This window comes from Streptomyces sp. NPDC101194 (genome assembly GCF_044767885.1).
In the GTDB taxonomy this organism is placed as follows: Bacteria; Actinomycetota; Actinomycetes; order Streptomycetales; family Streptomycetaceae; genus Streptomyces.
The window spans coordinates 124,196-141,678 of the sequence record NZ_JBIWOS010000006.1; the positions used below are offsets into that span (position 1 = coordinate 124,196).

General features: G+C 71.7%; 11 protein-coding genes. 5 read left to right on the plus strand and 6 right to left on the minus strand.

What is annotated here, in order from left to right:
• Positions 1 to 8: 8 nt before the first annotated feature.
• Both ACIRP2_RS23080 and ACIRP2_RS23085 read right to left on the minus strand, forming a co-directional pair.
• Complete coding sequence (locus ACIRP2_RS23080; protein ID WP_404253731.1) at positions 9 to 731, minus strand: endonuclease; 723 nt, start codon at positions 729 to 731, stop codon at positions 9 to 11.
• Positions 722 to 1,366 (minus strand): DNA polymerase ligase N-terminal domain-containing protein, encoded by a 645-nt coding sequence (locus ACIRP2_RS23085; protein WP_404253138.1) that lies wholly within the window; start codon positions 1,364 to 1,366, stop codon positions 722 to 724. Before ACIRP2_RS23085 ends, ACIRP2_RS23080 begins: the two co-directional genes overlap by 10 nt.
• A 228-nt stretch (positions 1,367 to 1,594) precedes the next feature.
• On the opposite strand from ACIRP2_RS23085, the gene ACIRP2_RS23090 reads away from it, so the two are divergent.
• Positions 1,595 to 2,962, plus strand: coding sequence for an MFS transporter (locus tag ACIRP2_RS23090; protein ID WP_404253140.1), 1,368 nt, complete (start codon positions 1,595 to 1,597; stop codon positions 2,960 to 2,962).
• A 260-nt stretch (positions 2,963 to 3,222) separates the two neighbouring features.
• Here the strand turns inward: ACIRP2_RS23090 and ACIRP2_RS23095 are convergent, their stop codons facing one another.
• Complete coding sequence (locus tag ACIRP2_RS23095) at positions 3,223 to 4,659, minus strand: amidase (protein WP_404253142.1); 1,437 nt, start codon at positions 4,657 to 4,659, stop codon at positions 3,223 to 3,225.
• A gap of 91 nt (positions 4,660 to 4,750) precedes the next feature.
• On the opposite strand from ACIRP2_RS23095, the gene ACIRP2_RS23100 reads away from it, so the two are divergent.
• Positions 4,751 to 5,374, plus strand: a complete 624-nt coding sequence (locus ACIRP2_RS23100; RefSeq protein WP_404253144.1) for a TetR/AcrR family transcriptional regulator — start codon at positions 4,751 to 4,753, stop codon at positions 5,372 to 5,374.
• A gap of 52 nt (positions 5,375 to 5,426) precedes the next feature.
• Here the strand turns inward: ACIRP2_RS23100 and ACIRP2_RS23105 are convergent, their stop codons facing one another.
• Positions 5,427 to 6,917, minus strand: a complete 1,491-nt coding sequence (locus ACIRP2_RS23105; protein WP_404253733.1) for a CehA/McbA family metallohydrolase — start codon at positions 6,915 to 6,917, stop codon at positions 5,427 to 5,429.
• Positions 6,918 to 7,131: 214 nt separating this feature from the next.
• On the opposite strand from ACIRP2_RS23105, the gene ACIRP2_RS23110 reads away from it, so the two are divergent.
• The gene (locus tag ACIRP2_RS23110; protein WP_404253146.1) at positions 7,132 to 7,977 is read left to right on the plus strand and encodes an LLM class F420-dependent oxidoreductase; all 846 of its coding nucleotides are present in this window, start codon (positions 7,132 to 7,134) and stop codon (positions 7,975 to 7,977) included.
• A gap of 73 nt (positions 7,978 to 8,050) precedes the next feature.
• Positions 8,051 to 9,535, plus strand: a complete 1,485-nt coding sequence (locus tag ACIRP2_RS23115; RefSeq protein ID WP_404253148.1) for a peptidoglycan D,D-transpeptidase FtsI family protein — start codon at positions 8,051 to 8,053, stop codon at positions 9,533 to 9,535.
• A gap of 162 nt (positions 9,536 to 9,697) precedes the next feature.
• Here the strand turns inward: ACIRP2_RS23115 and ACIRP2_RS23120 are convergent, their stop codons facing one another.
• The gene (locus ACIRP2_RS23120; protein WP_404253150.1) at positions 9,698 to 10,483 is read right to left on the minus strand and encodes a hypothetical protein; all 786 of its coding nucleotides are present in this window, start codon (positions 10,481 to 10,483) and stop codon (positions 9,698 to 9,700) included.
• A gap of 394 nt (positions 10,484 to 10,877) precedes the next feature.
• Here ACIRP2_RS23120 and ACIRP2_RS23125 point away from each other — a divergent pair, with 394 nt between their 5' ends.
• Positions 10,878 to 14,375: a hypothetical protein gene (locus ACIRP2_RS23125; RefSeq protein WP_404253152.1), complete on the plus strand. Its 3,498-nt coding sequence runs from the start codon at positions 10,878 to 10,880 to the stop codon at positions 14,373 to 14,375.
• A gap of 225 nt (positions 14,376 to 14,600) precedes the next feature.
• Here ACIRP2_RS23125 and ACIRP2_RS23130 read toward each other — a convergent pair whose 3' ends face one another.
• The gene (locus ACIRP2_RS23130; RefSeq protein WP_404253154.1) at positions 14,601 to 17,372 is read right to left on the minus strand and encodes a hypothetical protein; all 2,772 of its coding nucleotides are present in this window, start codon (positions 17,370 to 17,372) and stop codon (positions 14,601 to 14,603) included.
• Between the last annotated feature and the right edge of the window lie 111 nt (positions 17,373 to 17,483).

A 17,483-nucleotide genomic window follows, 5' to 3' on the forward strand; every position in this document is an offset into this window, starting at 1 on the left:
GGCCGGCCTCAGGCGGCCCGTTCCCTGACGTCGTCCACGACGTGCCGGTCCAGTGCCGCGCGCACCAGGGCGGCCGCGAGCACGGCGGGCCCGTGACCGTCCGCCGGCTCGGCCTGCTCGTCCCGCCCGGCCGGTTCGTCCCGCCCGGCCTCTCCGGCCTCTCCGGCCTGCTCCGCGAGCCGTGCGAGCTTCGACGGTGAGGCGGGCAGTCCGAGTCTCTCGGCGCCCTGCAGTGCCTTGCCGTCCAGGAACGGCGCCGTCTCCGGCCACACCGCCTGTACCTCGCGCACGAAGATGTCCGCACCGGCCGGGCCCATGCCCGGGGTCCTGCGCAGCCCGGCGCGCAGGACGTCCAGATCGCCGTCGGCCTCCCCGCGCAGCCGCCGCAGATCGCCCCCGTACTCCACCAGCAGGAGCTGCGCCCCGTCGCCGAGTTGGGTGGCGGTCCGTTCGTCGTAGCGCCGGTAGCCGCCCTCGCCGAGCGCGTCGACGCGCTCCTGCCAGGTCGCCCCGATCATCCGGTCCGGGGTCAGCAGGCCGTGGCGGAACAGCGCACGCGCCGCCGCCACCGCCACGGACGCCCGGATGCGGGCGCTCAACAGATCGCTGAGGACGAGAAGTTGGTACAGGGGCTGCGGAGTGTTCCGCAACCGGATGCCGGCCTCGGCGGCATACGTGGTGCCGTAACGGCTGAGCAGAACCTCCACGGTGCTGCGGGCGGTCACCGGGATCCGCCCCCTTCCTCGGCCGCGACCTGCTGGAGCGTGCGCCCCGTCCGGGCCGACCGCGCCCGGTACGGGTCGGGTGTGCCCGGCCCGTCATGGGTGGCGCGCCCGTCCTTGGCCTTGATCAGCAGCCATATCTCCGCGCCCGGCGTGTCGCCCTCGTCGCGCCCCTTGAAGCGCGTGAGGGCGAACTCGCCGTGCAGCTTGGTGCCGTCGAGCCAGAAGGTCGCGTGCCCGTCCTCCAGCGACTGTTCGAACGGCACCGGTCTGCCCCGGCGGTCGTGGCTGAGCGGACGGTAGGTGCCCTGGTCCCACACGATCACCGTGCCGCCGCCGTACTCGCCCTTGGCGATGACGCCCTCGAACGTGCGGTACTCCAGCGGATGGTCCTCGGTGGGGACGGCCAGCCGCCGCTCGCGGGGATTCTCCGAAGGCCCGCGAGGCACCGCCCAGGACTTCAGTACGCCGCCGACTTCCAGCCGGAAATCGAAGTGCATGCGGCGCGCCTGATGGATCTGTACGACGAAGCAGGGCGCCGCGCCCGTCCGCTCGCCGTCGCCGCGTGGCTCCGCCGTCGCGTCGAAGTGCCGTTTGCCGCGATAGTCCCGGAGCCGGTCGTCGTTTCCGCCGGTCACAGCCATGCGGACACCTCCTCCGGCAGCCCCGCCCGGTGCCCCTCTTCCACTGTGACGCTGCCGGCGGCGAAGCGCACAGGGACGTACGGGGACGCGCGGGGACGAGAGCGCGTCGGCGGCACCGACGGGAGGTATGTCGACATCAAGTATCTTGACATCGAGATGACATCCCTGCAGGCTTCCCTCTCGGTCCATTGATCTCTTGATGTCGAGACATCTCGGAGGGGGCGTGCGATGCGGCGCGGCAGGGGCGGCGGAGAACCGGACACCTCGCAGGGCGGAGAGGGGCTGCTCGCTCAGCTGCGCAATCCGCCGGGCGGGCGGAACGCGCGGATCATGCTGCTCGCGCTGGCCCTGGACCGGACCGGCTCGGGGCTGTGGGCCGCTTCCTCGGCCCTGTATCTCACCTTCGTGACAGGGCTCAGCGCTCAGCAGATCGGTGTGCTGCTGGGCGTGGCCGGAGTGGCGGGCATCGCGGGATCACCGTTGGCCGGACGCCTGGCCGGTCGCTTCCCGGTGCGCCCGCTGCTGATCGGCTGTCATCTGCTGCGCCTGGTGACGCTCGTCCTGGTGCTGGTGTGCGGCAGCTTCGAGGCGCTGCTGCCCGTCGTCGCCGTCACGTACCTGGGGGACAGGGCGGCGAAGATGCTGGAGATGCTGTTCGCCACCCGGGCGGCGGGCGAGCGGCGCGCGGCCTACCAGGCGCTGTCGCGCAGTGCGTCCAACGCGGGATTCGGCCTCGGCGCCGGCATCGCGGCGATCGGCCTGGCCGTGGGAACCGCCGACGCCTACCGGGCTCTGATCCTGGGCAACGCGCTGTCCTTCGTCGCCGCGGCGGCCCTGGTGTGGCGTACGAAGGAGCCGCGGGAGCAGGCCGTCGAGGTGACCGGGGCTCCGGCGGGCGCGGCACCGGTCGTCGCGTCACCGGTGTCGGAGCGGCCGTCCGCCCGCAGGGCCAACCCGTGGCGGGACCGCGGCTACCTCACCTTCGTGCTGCTGGACATCCCGATGAACCTGGACGACTCGATCATCGGAGTCGGCCTGCCGCTGTGGCTGGTGAACAGCACCTCGGCGCCGCGCGCGCTCGTCCCGGCCTTCCTGGTCATCAACACCGTGATGGTCGTGGTGCTGCAGATCAGCGTGTCGAAGCGGGCCGAGGGGCCGCGCCGGGCCACCCGGGCGGTGCTGCTGTACGGGGCCCTGATGTTCGTGTGCTGCGCCTTCCTGGCGGCGGCCACCCTGGGCGGGACCGGGGTGGCCACGGCTGTGCTGCTCGCCGCGGCGCTGGTGGTCACCCTGGCGGAGCTGATGCGTTCGGTCAGTTCCTGGGAACTGGCGGTCCTCCTCGCACCCCAGGACGCCCGCGCCGCGTATCTGGGAGTGGCGGGGATGTCCCAGTCCATCCAGAAGTCCGCCGGTCCGCCGCTGCTGACCGGCGCGGTGATGGCGGCCGGACCGGCGGGCTGGCTGGTGCTGGGCACGCTGGTCGCCGGGGCCTCGGTCGTCCAGCGACGCGCCTGCGTGCGACGGCTCCGCACCCTCTCCCCGTCCGCCGAGGAGGGGGCCGCCCCCGCACCGGCCTCTCACACGGCAACCGCATGACGAGGTCGAGCCCCGCCCGGGACGCCTTCGCGCCACCGGCAACGTCGACAGGGCCGTCGTCGCGTCCACTCCGTGGCGCAGCAGGGCCTCTACCTGATGATCGTGTCCCCCGGTGTCGGCAGACGGGTCGTCTGCCGACACTCGCCAGTCGATGCGGTCGGCCGGCAGGAAGGTTCTGTGGTCAGGACTCCGCCGGCACTCGCCCCTCGTGGCCGCCCGGCCGGTCCTGACCGTCTTGCCGCTCGGTGCGGTGGCGCCGTCTACCGTCCGGCAGCCGGGACTTCGGAGCGTGGGTCGACCGGTGTGAGCACGCCGAGGCGGTCCTCGACCTCCTGGGCAGCGGCCAGGCACAGGTCCTCCCGGAAGGCGCGCCCGATGATCTGCACGCCGGACGGCAGCCCGTCGGCCACTCCGGTCGGCACGGCGACGCCGGGCACGCCCACGAAGCTGGTCGCCGTGCACAGGCGCATGCCCGCGCCGACCCGTTCCTGTCCTTCGCGGTCGCGTGACTCCAGGCCCGGCTCGACGGGCGGCTCGGTGAACACCGGCCCGAGCAGCAGCGGGTACTCGTCGAGGAACTCCGCCCAGGAACGGCGGATGCCCAGCCAGGCTCCCATCAGCTTCATGAACTCCGCGGCGGTCGCGGGCGGGGTCCTCTCCATCGCCATCTCGATGTAGCGGTCTCCGCCTTCGCCGAGCAGTGTGCGCACGACCGGCCACGTCGGGGCGAATTCGGTGACGGTGATCCGGCCGTACGCCTGGAGTGCCTCGTCCAGCCGCGGAACGTCCGCCACCTCCCGCACGTCGTATCCGGCGTCCCGCAGCGCGTCGGCCGCGGTGGCAACGGCCTCGCGGACCGTGGGGTGGACACCGTGACCGCCGGGGTCGGCGACGACCGCGACCTTCATCGGCCCCGCCGGCGGCTCGCCGTGGACGGGCACCGGTACGGCACGCGGGTCCCGCGGGTCGGTACCGGCCAGTGCCTCGTAGGCCAGTCGCAGGTCGGCGACCCTGCGGGCCAGGGGCCCGTCGGTGACCAGCATCTGCGAGGCCGGCCCAGGGTCGTCGGGGCCGAGTACGCGGTGGTCGGCGGGGAACCGTCCGGCGGTCGGCTTCAGCCCGGCCACGCCGCAGAACGAAGCCGGGATCCGTACCGATCCGCCCGAGTCGTTGCCGAGCCCGAGAGCGGCCATGCCGGTGGCCACGGCCACCCCGTCGCCACCGCTGGTGCCCCCTGGTGTCCGGTTCGGGTCCCAGGGGTTGACGGTGTCGCCGAACAACTCGCTGCGGGTGTGCATCCCCGCCAGGATCAGGGTGGGCATGTTGCTGTGGCCGATGGGAATGGCTCCGGCCGCACGGAGCCGGGCCACCGGCAGCGCGTCCGCGGTTGCCACCAGGTCGCGGAAGCGCGGCGATCCGAATGTGGTCGGCACACCTTCGATGGGGGTGGACTCCTTCACCGTGAACGGCACGCCGGCCAGCGGCCCGAGCTCTTCGCCGGAGGCCCGCCGCCGGTCCGTCTGCGCCGCGGCCTCACGGGCGCGTTCGGCCAGCAGCTGGGTGACGGCGTTGACCTGCGGGTTGACCTCGCCGATGCGTTCCAGGTGGCTGTCGACCAGTTCGACCGCGGATATCTCTCCGTCTCGGACGGCCTTCGCCTGGGCGGCGGCCGGCAGCTTCCACAGGGCGTCCTGCATGATCCTTGTGCTCCCCATCCACGTGTCGACGTGCTTGTATCGGAACCGTACCCCGGAAGCGATACGCATGTATCGGAATAAGGAGGCAAGCATGCCCAAGCAGGTGGACTACGAAGGCCGACGCCGCCGGATCGCCGAGGCCGTTTGCCTCCTCGTCGACGAACACGGACCGGAGGGGGTGACCATGCGCGACGTCGCCGCCCGCGCGCAGGTCTCCCTGGGTGCGGTTCAGCGCTGCTTCCGAGGCAAGGAGGAAATGCTCCTGTTCGCCGTCGACCACGTCGGCGAGCGCATCACCGAACGCGCGCGGGCCCGACTGGCCCGGAGCCCGGACCGGTCGGCCGCCACCGCCCTGGGCGACACGGCCACCGAGATCGCCCTGCTCCGCGAAGAACACCGCGCCGAAGCACGGGTCTGGCTCGCGTTCGTCGCCCAGGCCGCCGTCAGCGAGCCGCTCGCCGGCCGGCTGAGAACCAGCTACGCGGCCCTCGAGGACCTCCTCGCCCGCCTCGTCACGGAGGCCGCCGAGAGCACCCCGGCCGACGACGGCGCCGCACCGCCCGACCCGCGGCGCGAGGCTCGCACCCTGCTCGCCCTCGCCGACGGCCTCACCAGCCACCTGCTCATGGGCCACCTGACCGCAGCGGAAGCCGAAGACGTGCTGCGCGCGCATCTGGCCGGCCTCCGGGCGCGCCTCCACACCACCGGCCGGTGAGGTCAGGTCAGGGCCTCTCGCCCGGATCGCGCCGGGGATCACGGGACAGCCTTCAGCCCTCCAGGAACACCGGATTGGTGAGCGCCGCCAGTGCCCCCGGCAGCCCCGGTACCGTCGCCGGGTGCCGGACCTCGGCCCGCACATAGGCGGCGTAGGCCGGCGTCGTACGCCACTGGACCGTCCCCGCCCCCGACTCCGGCAACGCGGCCGTGAACAGCGTGCCCTGGTCGGTGACGAAGTGCGCGGTGCAGCCGGGCGCCCCGGTCACCTCCAGCCGCACGGTGACCGGGGTGTCGTCCCCGTCCACCCGCAGCCGCTCACCGATCCCGGCGTGCTGTCCGCGCCCGCCCGAGGCGCCGAACGACAGGGTGACGGCGGACGACTCGGCGATGTACGAGCGACCCGCCCGGATCCCGGCCGTGATCGCCCCGCGCGACAAGTCGTCGGCGAGGACCACGGTCTGCGGCAGCCCCACCCTGTCCGGCTCCCGGTGCGCGTCGCTGTTGCCCATCGCCGGAACCCACGGCTTCGACGAACGGACGGCGGCGACGAGGGAGTTGTCCCATTCGGCGAGGGCGACCTCGTCCTCCGGGGTGTAGGCCCCGTTCCACACCTCCACCGCGTCCGCCTCACCGAAGCCGAACTTCCAGTGGCAGCCGATGCAGGTGGCGTGCGGATGCGCGGGCACGACCAGACCACCGGCCCGCCGCACGGCCTTCGCGTGGTGCCCGAACCGGTTGTCGCGGGCCCGGTAGCGCCAGTCGACGAACGTGCCCGGGTCGGTGCCGAGCGCGATCACATGCCCGTTGCGGGTGGTGACCTCCTCGCCCGTGAGGACGAGCAGGTCGTCACCCCACAGCCCGTCCCACGCGCCGTGCGCGGAGTACGTGTTGTGCTCGCTGCTGTTGATGAAGTCGAGCCCGGCCGCGCGAGCGGCGGCGGCGATCTCGGCCGGGGTGCGCCTGCCGTCCGAGTGGACGGAGTGGAGATGGCAGTCCCCGCGGTACCAGGCGCGCCCGCGCCCCTTCGCCCGCTCCGGCGGGTACACGGGCTTCGGCGTGGACCCGGCGGGCCCGAAGCGCAGGGTGATCGTCACCTCGTACGGGAGCCCCTCCGGGGCGACGGTGTACGGCCCGAGGGCGATGTGCCAGGTCCCGGCCCGTACCGGACCGGCGATGTAGCCGGGCGTCGCCTCGTCGGCCCGGATGAAGAAGCCGCTGCGCGCGCCGCCGGACCAGCCCCGGAACCCACGCCCGCCCAGCTCCGTGCCGCGCTCGTCGAAGATGCCGATGTCGAGGGCGTTGCCCTGCGTCCCGGCCGGGACGGGCGTCTTCTCGTACGTGTACGAGACGGCGATCTCCCGTACTCCGCGCGGTACTTCGACCGGCAGGTACACATAGTCGGGCGACCCGGTCGGCAGCGTGCCGCGCACGGTAGCGGTCCGGTCGGGGGCGTCGTTGCCGGTCGCGGCGTCGGCGAAGCTCACGGTGCCCAACGTTAGAGCGGTGGCCGCCGTCCCGACGAGAAGGCCGCGCCTGGCCATCGGACGGCCGTGGGCGGATTGCGATGAGGACATACGAGTGACTCCCCGGGGTGTCGTGGTGGCGAGGATGACGTACTCGACCCTGGCGGGAAGCCGTGAACTCCGGAAGAACGCCGAGAGGCACGAACGGGGCCCGTGCTCCGCGACACTCGGCTTTCCGCACCGCACGGCATACGTTGGGGCCGTCACCGGACCACGACGGAGGTGTCCTCGTATGCGGATCGCCACAACGATCTTCCTCACCGATGAGACGATCACGCCGCTGCGGCTCGCCCGCGAGCTCGAACAGCGCGGTTTCGCCGGGCTCTACCTGCCCGAACACACTCACATCCCGGTGAGCAGGGACACCCCCTATCCGGCCGGTGGCGAGCTCCCGCCCGAATACGGCCGTACCCTCGACCCCTTCGTCGCCCTCGCCCAGGCCGCCGCGGTCACCGAACGCCTCGCTCTCGGCACCGGCATCACGCTCGTCGCCCAGCACGATCCGATCGACCTGGCGAAGCGGATCGCCACCCTCGACCACCTCTCCGGAGGTCGGTTCACGCTGGGCCTCGGCTACGGCTGGAACGTCGAGGAAGCCGCGGACCACGGCGTGGACTGGTCGACGCGCCGTGACCTCACCCGCGACCGGATGGCCCTGATGCGCGCCCTGTGGGCGGCCGAACCGACGGCGTACGAGGGCGAGTTCGGCTCGGTGCGGGCCAGTCACGCGTACCCGAAGCCGGTCCAGGAACCCCGCGGCCCGGTGAACGGCCCCCGCACCCTGATCGGCGGCGCGGCGGGTCCGAAGCTGTTCGCGCACATCACGCAGTACGCGGACGGCTGGCTCCCGATCGGCGGCCGCGGTCTGACGGAGTCCGTACCGAAGCTGCGCGAGGTGTGGGAGGCGGCCGGCCGGGACCCGAAGCAACTCCAGGTGGTGCCGTACGCGGTACTTCCGAGCCCGGGAAAGCTGGCGCACTACGCCGAGCTGGGCATCGAGGAGGTCGTGCTCCAGCTGCCCCCGGCGGGGGAGGGCGAGGTGCTGCGCGCACTGGACGGCTACGCGGAATATCTGTGAGCGGTGCAACCGCCTGACCGGTACGTGCATCTTCCCCAGTCAGAGATCGATCGGGGCCGGGGACGGGAGCACGATGAACAGGCCGGTGCGGCATGTGGCCATCTTCTGCGGAATGCTGGTGCTGGCCCTGCTGCTGCGGGCGAACTGGCTCCAGCACGTCCGCAGCGAGTCACTGGCCACCGACGAGCACAACCGCCGGGTGAAGATCACCCAGTTCGCCACCCCGCGCGGCGACATCATCGTGGGCAGCCGGGCGATCACCGGCTCCAAGGCGGTCGACGGCACCGACTTCAAGTACCGGCGGACCTTCCGGCAGGGCGCGATGTACGCCCCGGTCACCGGCTACGCCTCCCAGGCGCAGGGCATGTCCCTGCTGGAGAAGACGTACGACACCGTCCTCAGCGGCCAGGACGCCCGGTTCGCGTTCCGGCACGCCAAGGACATCCTCACCGGCGAGAAGCGGCGCGGCGGCGACGTGATCACCACGATCGACCCGAAGGCGCAGAAGGCCGGCTACCAGGGGCTGACCGCTCTCGGCGCACGGGGCGCGGTGGTCGCTCTCGACCCGCGTACGGGAAAGGTCCTGGCCCTCGTCTCCACGCCCTCGTACGACCCCACCGTCTTCGCCGGGAACTCGTTCAAGGAGGGCGACCGCTTCCAGGCCCTCGTCAAGGACAAGCGCAAGCCGCTGGCGAACCGCCCGCTGCGCGAGACCTTCCCGCCCGGCTCGACGTTCAAGATCCTGACGGCGGCCGCGGCCCTGGAGAACGGCGTGGTCACCGATGTCGACGCGGCGTCCGACGCCGTCTCCCCGTACCCCCTGCCGCTCTCCACGAACAAGATCAGCAGCGAGGCCGGCGACGCGGTGTGCAACAAGGCGTCCATGAAGACCGCGATGCAGTACTCCTGCAACAACGTCTTCCTCGACGCGGCGTCCAAGGTCGGTGCCGACAAGATGCGCGAGACGGCGGAGAACTTCGGCTTCAACTCCGATGTGTACTCGGACGACTTCGGAGACATGCTCGCCACCAGGAGCCTCTACCCGAAGGAACTGGACAAGCCCGGAACGGCGCTGACCGGCATGGGCCAGGGCAGTCTCACCAGCACGCCGATGCAGATGGCGATGGTGACGGCCGCCCTCGCCAACGACGGCAAGCTGATGCAGCCGTACATCGTCGACGAGCTGCGCGGCCCCGACCTGTCGGTCCTGGAGAAGAACGAGCCGAAGCTCAAGAGCCAGGCCGTGTCCGAGGAGACGGCAAAGAAGGTCCAGGAAATGATGGAGTTCACGGCCAAGGAGGGCAGCGCCCAGCGGGCCCTGATCGACGGCGTCACGGTCGGCGGCAAGACCGGTACGGCGCAGCGCGGCGTGAACGTGAAGGACGAGGTGCCGTACGGCTGGTTCGTCTCGTACGGAAAGAAGGCCGACGGCCGGTCGGTGGCGGTCGCGGTGTTCATCGACCCGACGGACATGGACATCTCGCGCCAGGACATCTCGGGCGGACGCCTCGGCGCTCCGATCGCGAAGAACGTGATGCGGGCCGTGCTGGGGGAGTAGCCGCACCGCACGTCCCGACGGGTGCCCGCCGCCTCTCGCCGACGGACGTGGTGTGCACCGGTCCGCCCCCTCCCTGCGCCCACGGACGACGCCCCGGGCGGAAGCGGCCGGTCCGCGCGGGGCCGTGACCCGTCGGCGGGCCGTTCCCGGCCCGCCGCGAGATCACTTCACCGTGACGGCATCGCCGGTGGAGACGACCTTCATGGTCGTGGTCGTACCGAGGAACGCCCAGCGCCAGCTGCCCGAGGCGGTGGCCTTCACCGTCGTGCGCAGATGGCCCTTGCTGTCGGTCGTCGCCGTCTTCACGGTGCTGTAGGAGCCGCCGGGCTTCTTGTACTGCAGCTTCACCACCTGCCGGGTGAACGCGTGGTACTTGAGGTCCGTCCAGTTGGCCCGCGACAGCTTCCCGGTGACGGTCAGGGTGCCGCCCTTCCCGACCGGCTCGGGCGTGGCGTCCGTGGTCAGGGTCGCGGCGCGCTTCACCTTGAACAAGGCGATGCGGTCGGAGATCCAGTAGTCGCGGTCGTTCGCCTGGACCGTGGCGTTGACCTGCCAGTTCCCCGCGACCGAGTTGGCGTCCCAGCCCTCGTTGCCGCTTCCGTACGAGTCGATCCACGCCGGGTCGATCTGCATCGTCGCCGTGCACACGGACGTGGTCGTGCTGACCTTCCTGCACGTCGTGCCGAGGTGGTCGACCGGTCCGTGGGCGTTGGTCGTGTTGAACGCGGACACATCGGAGACCCCCTTCACCCCCGAGTTGTCCTTGATCGTCATGGTGATCGGGAACCGCTTGATGTCCTTGACCCCGACGATCACGTTGCTGCCGCCGTTCACGACGGTCTTGGTGACCCGGATGTCACCACGCCCCTCCGCGTGAGCGGCCGGAGCCACCGCGATCCCCGTGGCCACCGCCCCGACCACGCATGCCGCAGCGATTCTTCCGCGCATGTCCCACCCCTGTTCTCCCCTGCCTCGTGACAGCGGGGGAACAGGGTAGCGATGCCCGGATCCGCCTTGCCCGTAAGGATCCTGAGACGACGTGCGGTCGGGTCTCCAGCAGCCGCCCGACGGCGTGCGCACGTCGGCGGTGTGTGAGGCGGGCCGTTCGCCGGTCCGATGACGGGGCGGTGGCCTGCCGTTCGCCGCCGGTGGCGGGGCGCTTCTCCGGGCGTGCGTCGGCTGCCCAGGATGGAGACCTGTTCGACGAGCATCCGTGCAGTTATCATGTGCGTTCTTTACGTTTTGCGCACATGTTGCTTGCGTTTCGGGTCGCACGGCGTTCGTGCCTCGTCCCTGAAGTCCCTGCGCGCATCCTTCACTTCACCGGTCCGGGGGGAACGGAATGTCGTCCAGCCACCCACGTACGGCCGCGAGATCCGGGGCGTACACCGCTCTGCTGCTCACGCTGTCGGTCCTGCTCTCGTTGCTGATTCCCGCGACCGTCGCCCATGCGTATGCCGGTGCGGCCCCCGCGGCAGCGGCAGCCGCTCCGGCCGACGAGGACTGTTCCGTTCTGCCGCTCTCGGCCTTCGGCGAAGCCGCCCCGGCGGAAGGCGCCGTGACCGTTCCCGCGGACGGGACGGCCTGCCTCACCATCACGGCCGACGCGCCCGGTCTGCACAAGGTCGTGCTCATCGACAACGCGGCGAACACGTACGCCCATGTCTTCGACGGCGACACGGAGATCGACTGCTACGACCCCGAGTGGGGTGCCGACTGGTGCCGGCTGCCCCGCGCGGGCGACTTCACGCTCCGGCTGACGAACAACTGGCCCGAGCCGAGCAAGCCCACCGTCGCGGTCGTCCCCCTCGGCACCACCAAGGGCTGCGCCCCGGAGATCAGCACCGCCTGGGACACCGCACCCGTCGTCGGCTCGGCGACCGGAGCGAACGCCATCCAGTGCCAGCCGTTCGCGGGCAAGCCGGGCGAGCGGATCACCCATAAGATCAGGACGACCGTGTACGGCCAGAGCCTGTCCTGGATCACCGACGAGACCGGCGCCCGGATCTGCCCGCACTTCAACGAGGACGGCAGCGAGGGCTGCGTACTGCCCGGCAACGGTCCCTACCGGGTCCTCTCGCAGGTCAGCGAGGCCGAGCACGGCTTCCCCGCCGAGTACACCCTCGCCGTCCGCCGCATCTCCGACCCGGCCGGCTGCACCCACGTCCCGCTGAACGGATACAACTCCGCACCGACGACCGCAGTCCCGGCCTCCGGCTGCAAGACGTTCACCGCCCCGGCCGCCGGACGGTACGACGTGTACTACGTCCACGACGGCGCCCGTTCTGCGCTCGCCGTGTACGACCGGGACGGCAAGACCGTCTGTGCCACCTGGAACAGCTGCGACCTCCCCGTCGCCGGTGAGTACACCGTCTTCACCGACGACCCCACCCTGATCCTCGAAAGCTCCGCAACCACCGGCTGCGAGCCCGTCGAACTGGGCCTGTATCGTTCCGCGTTCACTACGGCCGGTGAGATCGACTGCCTGTCCCTGCCGCTTCCCGCGGACGCCCGGCTGGCTGTGCTGAAGGACCTCAGCGGGTCCGGGCCGCGCCCCGAAGTGACCGTCGTCGACGCCGACGGTGTACAGCGGTGCGACTGGACGGACCTCTCGGCAGGTACGTGCTCACTCACCGGCAAGGCCCCGTTCCGAGCCCTGGTCTCCACCGACAGCCAGTCGAATCCGACCGGCCCGTATGCCCTCGCCCTGCACCGCACCGACACGGCGAGCGACTGCGCGGCCATCCCGGCGGGCGACTTCACCGCGACGAGCCCGGCGGCCCGGTTCTCCACCGGCGACGGTGTCTTCTCGCACTGCCTGACCATCCCGGCCGACGACCACAGCGTCTACGAGAACCTTCAGCTCCAGGCGGCCCCCGGCACCACCTCCACCGCCGACTTCACCGTCCTCGACCCCCACGGCAAGCGGGTCTGCTCCATATACGCGTCCCTCTCCACCTGGACCACGTGCGAACTGGCCCCCGGCGTCGCCCACACCGTGCTCGTCACGGGCCGTGACACCGCTGCCGACTACACCCTGACCCGCCGCGATGTCACCGCGACGGCCAAGGGCTGCACCCCGAACCCGGCGACGAAGGTCGGCGGTCCGTCCACCGGCGGCGCCATGGGAGCCCCCGGCGAGCTGCGCTGCCGTCAGGTCACCACCGCCGACGCCAAGGACATCCTGCACATGGATGTCCGTGACGCGCTCGGCACCGCGAACGTGGTGGTGTACGGCGCGGACGGCACCGCCCTCTGCAACAAGAACCAGGCGTGCGCCGTCACCGGCTCCACCCACTACCAGGTTCTGGTCACCGTCCGGTCCGGGCTGAAGGCCGCCGACTCGTACCGCTTCGACGCCCTGCGCATCGCCGGCGCGGAAGGACCGGCCGCCGAGTGCGAGAAGGTCCCCAACGTCGCCTTCGGATACGGCCCGGTCACCGGCACCCTCGACGAGCAGCACACCGCCGTCTGCGCCGCACTGCCCACCGCGTACCGCGACTACTTCAAGATGGAGATCAGCGACACGACGGGCGCCACCGAGACGGCGGTACCCGCGCTGTACGACCCGAGCCTCGACAACGGCTGCATTCGCTACATCCCGACCGGCTACGACTGCGCCGTGAACGAGCCGTACACCAAGGAGACCACCCCGAGCATCCTCGTCCTTTCGCTGCCGGAGAAGGCATCGAAGACCTCGTACGAGGCCGAGGCGGTCTGCACGTCCGTCCTCTGCGGCACGGAGCAGGTGACCATCGGGCAGATCACTCCGGCCACCGGGGCCAGTGGCACGAAGGCGACGGTTCGGCTGAGCGGTACATCCCTGCACAAGGACGACCGGATCGTGCTGTCCCTCAACGGCAAACAGATCACGTCGACCACCACCGCGGTTTCGGCGGACCGGCGGACCTTGACGGCCGTACTCGACCTGACCGGGGCCGCCGTCGGCACCTGGAACGTCGGCGTCAACACCCACAACGGATGGGGGTACCAGCTCGGCAGCTTCACCGTCACCGGGGCCCCGCTCAGGAACGACGCGCCCCCGGCCATCACCGGCACCGCGAAGGTGGGTGAGCGGCTCACCGTCTCCACCGGCACCTGGACCCCCGCCCCGGCCTCGTACGCCTACCAGTGGAACGCCGACGGCAAGACGGTGTCCGGCGCGACCGCGTCCACGTACACCGTCCCCGCCGCGCTGCTCGGCAAGAAAGTCACTGTCACCGTCACGGCCCGCCGCGCCGGCACCCCGGACGTCCCGGCCACCTCGGCGGCGCTCACGGTCGCCAAGGGCGCGGCGCCCGGGGTGACGACCACCCCGAAGATCACCGGCACCGTGAAGGTCGGCGCCAAGCTGACCACCACGAGCGGAAGCTGGACGCCGTCCGCCACCTCCTACGGCTACCAGTGGAAGGCCGACGGCAAGGCCGTCAAGGGGGCGACGGCGTCGACGTACACCGTCCCGGCGTCGCTGCTCGGCAAGTACATCACCGTCACCGTCACGGCCCACCGCACCGGTCACGCCGACGGTTCCGCGACGCCCGCCTCCGTGAAGGTCGCCAAGGGCAGCGCGCCCAAGGCCACCAAGCAGCCCACGATCTCCGGCACCGCGAAGGTGGGCCGCACCCTCAAGGCCGCCCACGGCACCTGGTCGCCCGCCCCGACCTCGTACGGCTACCAGTGGTACGCGAACGGCAAGGCGATCTCCGGCGCGACCAAGTCCTCGCTGACGCTCAAGTCCGCCCAGCGCGGCAAGAAGATCACCGTGAAAGTGACCGCCCGCCGCACCGGCCACGCCAGTGGTTCCGCCACCAGCAAGGCGACCAAGGCGGTCGCCCGCTGACGCGGGTGAGGTGAACACAAGGGCCACGAGTCCCCCGAATACCCGCCGTCCGGAATGCGACCCCGTCGCCCCGGCGCGAGCCGTGGTGGCCGTCGAGGGGAAGCGGGTTTCCGTGGCCTCCGTGTGGCCCCTCACGCCGATGGCACCGGTCCCCGTGGCGGGGCCGGTGCCATCGTCCAGGTGGTGCGCTCAGGCACCGTCAGCGCGGGGCGCGGACCCCGGGCGTCAGCCCTGGCGCGCGTCCGTGACCTTCCCCGTGAGGAGGGGGCCCTCCAACCACTCGTTCTCCTTGAGGATGTACACCTGCATCCGCAGGGACTTCTCCGACCCGGTCAGCGCGTCGGCGACCGTGGGCACGGACACTTCGGTGCTCGTCCCGCCCTTGGGGACGGACACCCAGAGGGAGGGGCCGTTCGTGGACAGGGGCCGCTCCGGGTCGGCGGACTCGCCGAGCTCGGAGAGCCATTCCTCGTCGACGTCCTTCGTGGACAGTTCCGTGCCCTCAAGCACCGGCAGGAGGTCGAACCGCGTCTCGATGTTGACGTCGGCGGGCTCCGAGAGCTCCACCTTCCAGGTGAGCTTCTGGCCCTTGGTGACCGAGTCGGCGACCGGGGTCACGGTGATCGTGGGCATGGGGTCGTCGTTCTCGACGAGCACGCCCCCGAAGGCGCCGCCGACCGCCGTGCCGCGCACGGCCTTGGCCGCGACCTCGTATCGGAGGTCGTAGTTGTAGCGGGAGTTGCCCTTGACCGTGATCGGCACGTCCACGGACCCACCGGCCTTCACCGTCACGGTGCGGACGGTGGACCTGTAGGTCTCCGGGTCGCGGACGGCGAGCTTGATCACGCCGGTGCCCTTGCCGGTGACCTGGACGGGTACGCGGTAGGTACGGGTGCCGGAGTCGCCCTCCTTGACCGTCAGCCTGCCGATGTCGACACGCGGGAGCGCGACGGGGCGTACCGCCGGGGTGCCGGGGCGCCAGCCCCAGGCGTCCATCAGCCAGAGCTCGCCGGAGCCGCTGCGCGGGGTGAGCTCCAGCGACTGCGTCCGCTTCAGGTCGACACCGGCGGTGACGGCGGCCTTCAGCGGGACGCGGACCTCACGCGCCCAGTGCGCGGCCGTCGAGTCGGAGCCGGGAAGGCCGTCGACGGTGACCTGACCGAGCCTCACCCGCTTGCCGGAGGTGTCGGTGAGGGCGACGTCGAGCCGGGTGCCCTGGGTGTTCGGCGGCACTATCACCCGCAGAGCCAGCGCGTCGGAGCCCGCCAGTGAGAAGGCACGCTCAGGCGTCAGCCGGACCGGGGTGCCCGGCTTGGTCCAGCGAGCGGTGACCGCGTTGCGGCCCGGTTCACTGTCGGTGTCCGCCCAGGACGCGAAGTGCGGCGACCGGCCGGGGTCGGAGTCGGGCCTGCAGGCCCGGCCGGCGCTCGTCGTGATCTGCCGGCACACGCGCCCGTTCGTCACCGAGAGCGGGTCGTCGGGCCGGATCGCCGGGGTCCGGTTGCCGCCGACGGCGTGGGTCAGCACCCGGGCGGGGCCGGCCGAGGGCGCGCGCCGGTCGGAGCCGTCGAGCAGCGGGCGGACCCGGTCGTCGCCCGCGAGGAAGAGCCGTGCGGCGGCGGCGATGTAGGTGATGCCCGCCGTCTGCTGCTGCTCGGCGCTCAGCCGGGTCTTGGCCCCTGCCGAGCAGACCGGGTCCGGGTTGTTCTTGTCGTCCCAGAAGTCGTCGGCGGCCGGGGCCTCGGCCTGGCCGGGCGTCCACTCCGTGTTGAAGAAGTTGTGGTTGGCGCCGACCATGTACACCGCGCTGTGCAGCGCCGTGCCCCGGCCGATGCCCCGGGTGCCGTCGAGGTAGATCTGGCCCTGAAGATCGCTCACATCGCCGTCACAGCCCGGCAGGATGGTCATGGAGGGCACGTCGGGCGTGGGGTTCTGGCCGAAGAGGGTGGGGCCGATCAGGACAGTGCCGCGGATCCGCCAGCTCACCGGCCCCCGGTAGCCGTCCTCGGCGGGCGGCGGCGGGGAGACGCTGTCGAGGGCCGCCCGGTTGACGCCCTCACCGCCCCGGGAGTGGCCGACCAGGAGCACCTTCGAGAGGTCCGCGGGCTCCGTCGCGCGCACGGCCTTGGGAGCCTTCGCGGGGTCCGCGCCCCACTCCGCCCAGCGGGCGAGGTGCCGGCGCACCAGGGACGAACGGGCTTGCGCCCCGAAGTCGGCCGCGCGGCCGTCCTGCGCGTTGACACCGTTCGCGGAGATGGAGACCGTCACATAGCCCTGGGAAGCCAGGCGCTTCTGGTCGTGCAGAAAGCCGCGGTAGCTCGGGACCGCCTTGTTGCCCGGCTTGCACGGCCACTGCATGCCCGCGCTGTTCTTGCCGGGCTCGTAGCAGGTGGCGCTGCGGCCGTGGAGGAAGAGCGCCAGCGGTCGCTTCCCCGGCGCGTCCGTCGGACCGACGACCGTGGCGCGCATCTCCACGGGCTCGGCGTAGCCCGGCAGCCTGACCGACTTCAGGACGTACTCACCGCTGACGGTTCGGTACGTACCGGCGACACCGGGGTCGACCGGGTTGGCGGGGAACGGGTCCTGGGGCGCCGCCAGGGCCGACGAGCGCCGCTTGCCGGACGCCCGGTCGGCCCCTGCGGCATCCAGCCGCCGCGAACCGGCGACGACCTGGAGTTCGCTCAACGGTCCGACCCCCGCCCCGCCGAGGCGGAGCCGGAAGGTGCGTTGGTCGGGGGAGGGCTTCGGGACGCCGAGGGTCCGCTCCCCCGAGCGGAACTCGACCAGGGCGCCGCCCATGCCCACGGGCTCGGGCGAACTCCAGATCAGCTCCCCGCCCTCGACACGCCACCCCTCCGGCAGCCGCTCCCCGGAGGCGCCCGGTGGCGCGCCGGGTATGGAATCGGCGGCCGGCTGCGCGTGCGCCGGCCCTGGTGCACCCGCCGCCAGCGCCACGGCCGCCAGGGCAGCCGCCAGCGCGCGTGAGACCTGTCTCACGATGGTGTCTCCTCGTCGTTGCTCGTGCTTCAGCGCCCCAGGAATCCCAGGAGCACCCCCCGCACCGGGGAGAGGATGACGCATCGTCACCGGTTGTCCGCATCGGGAAAT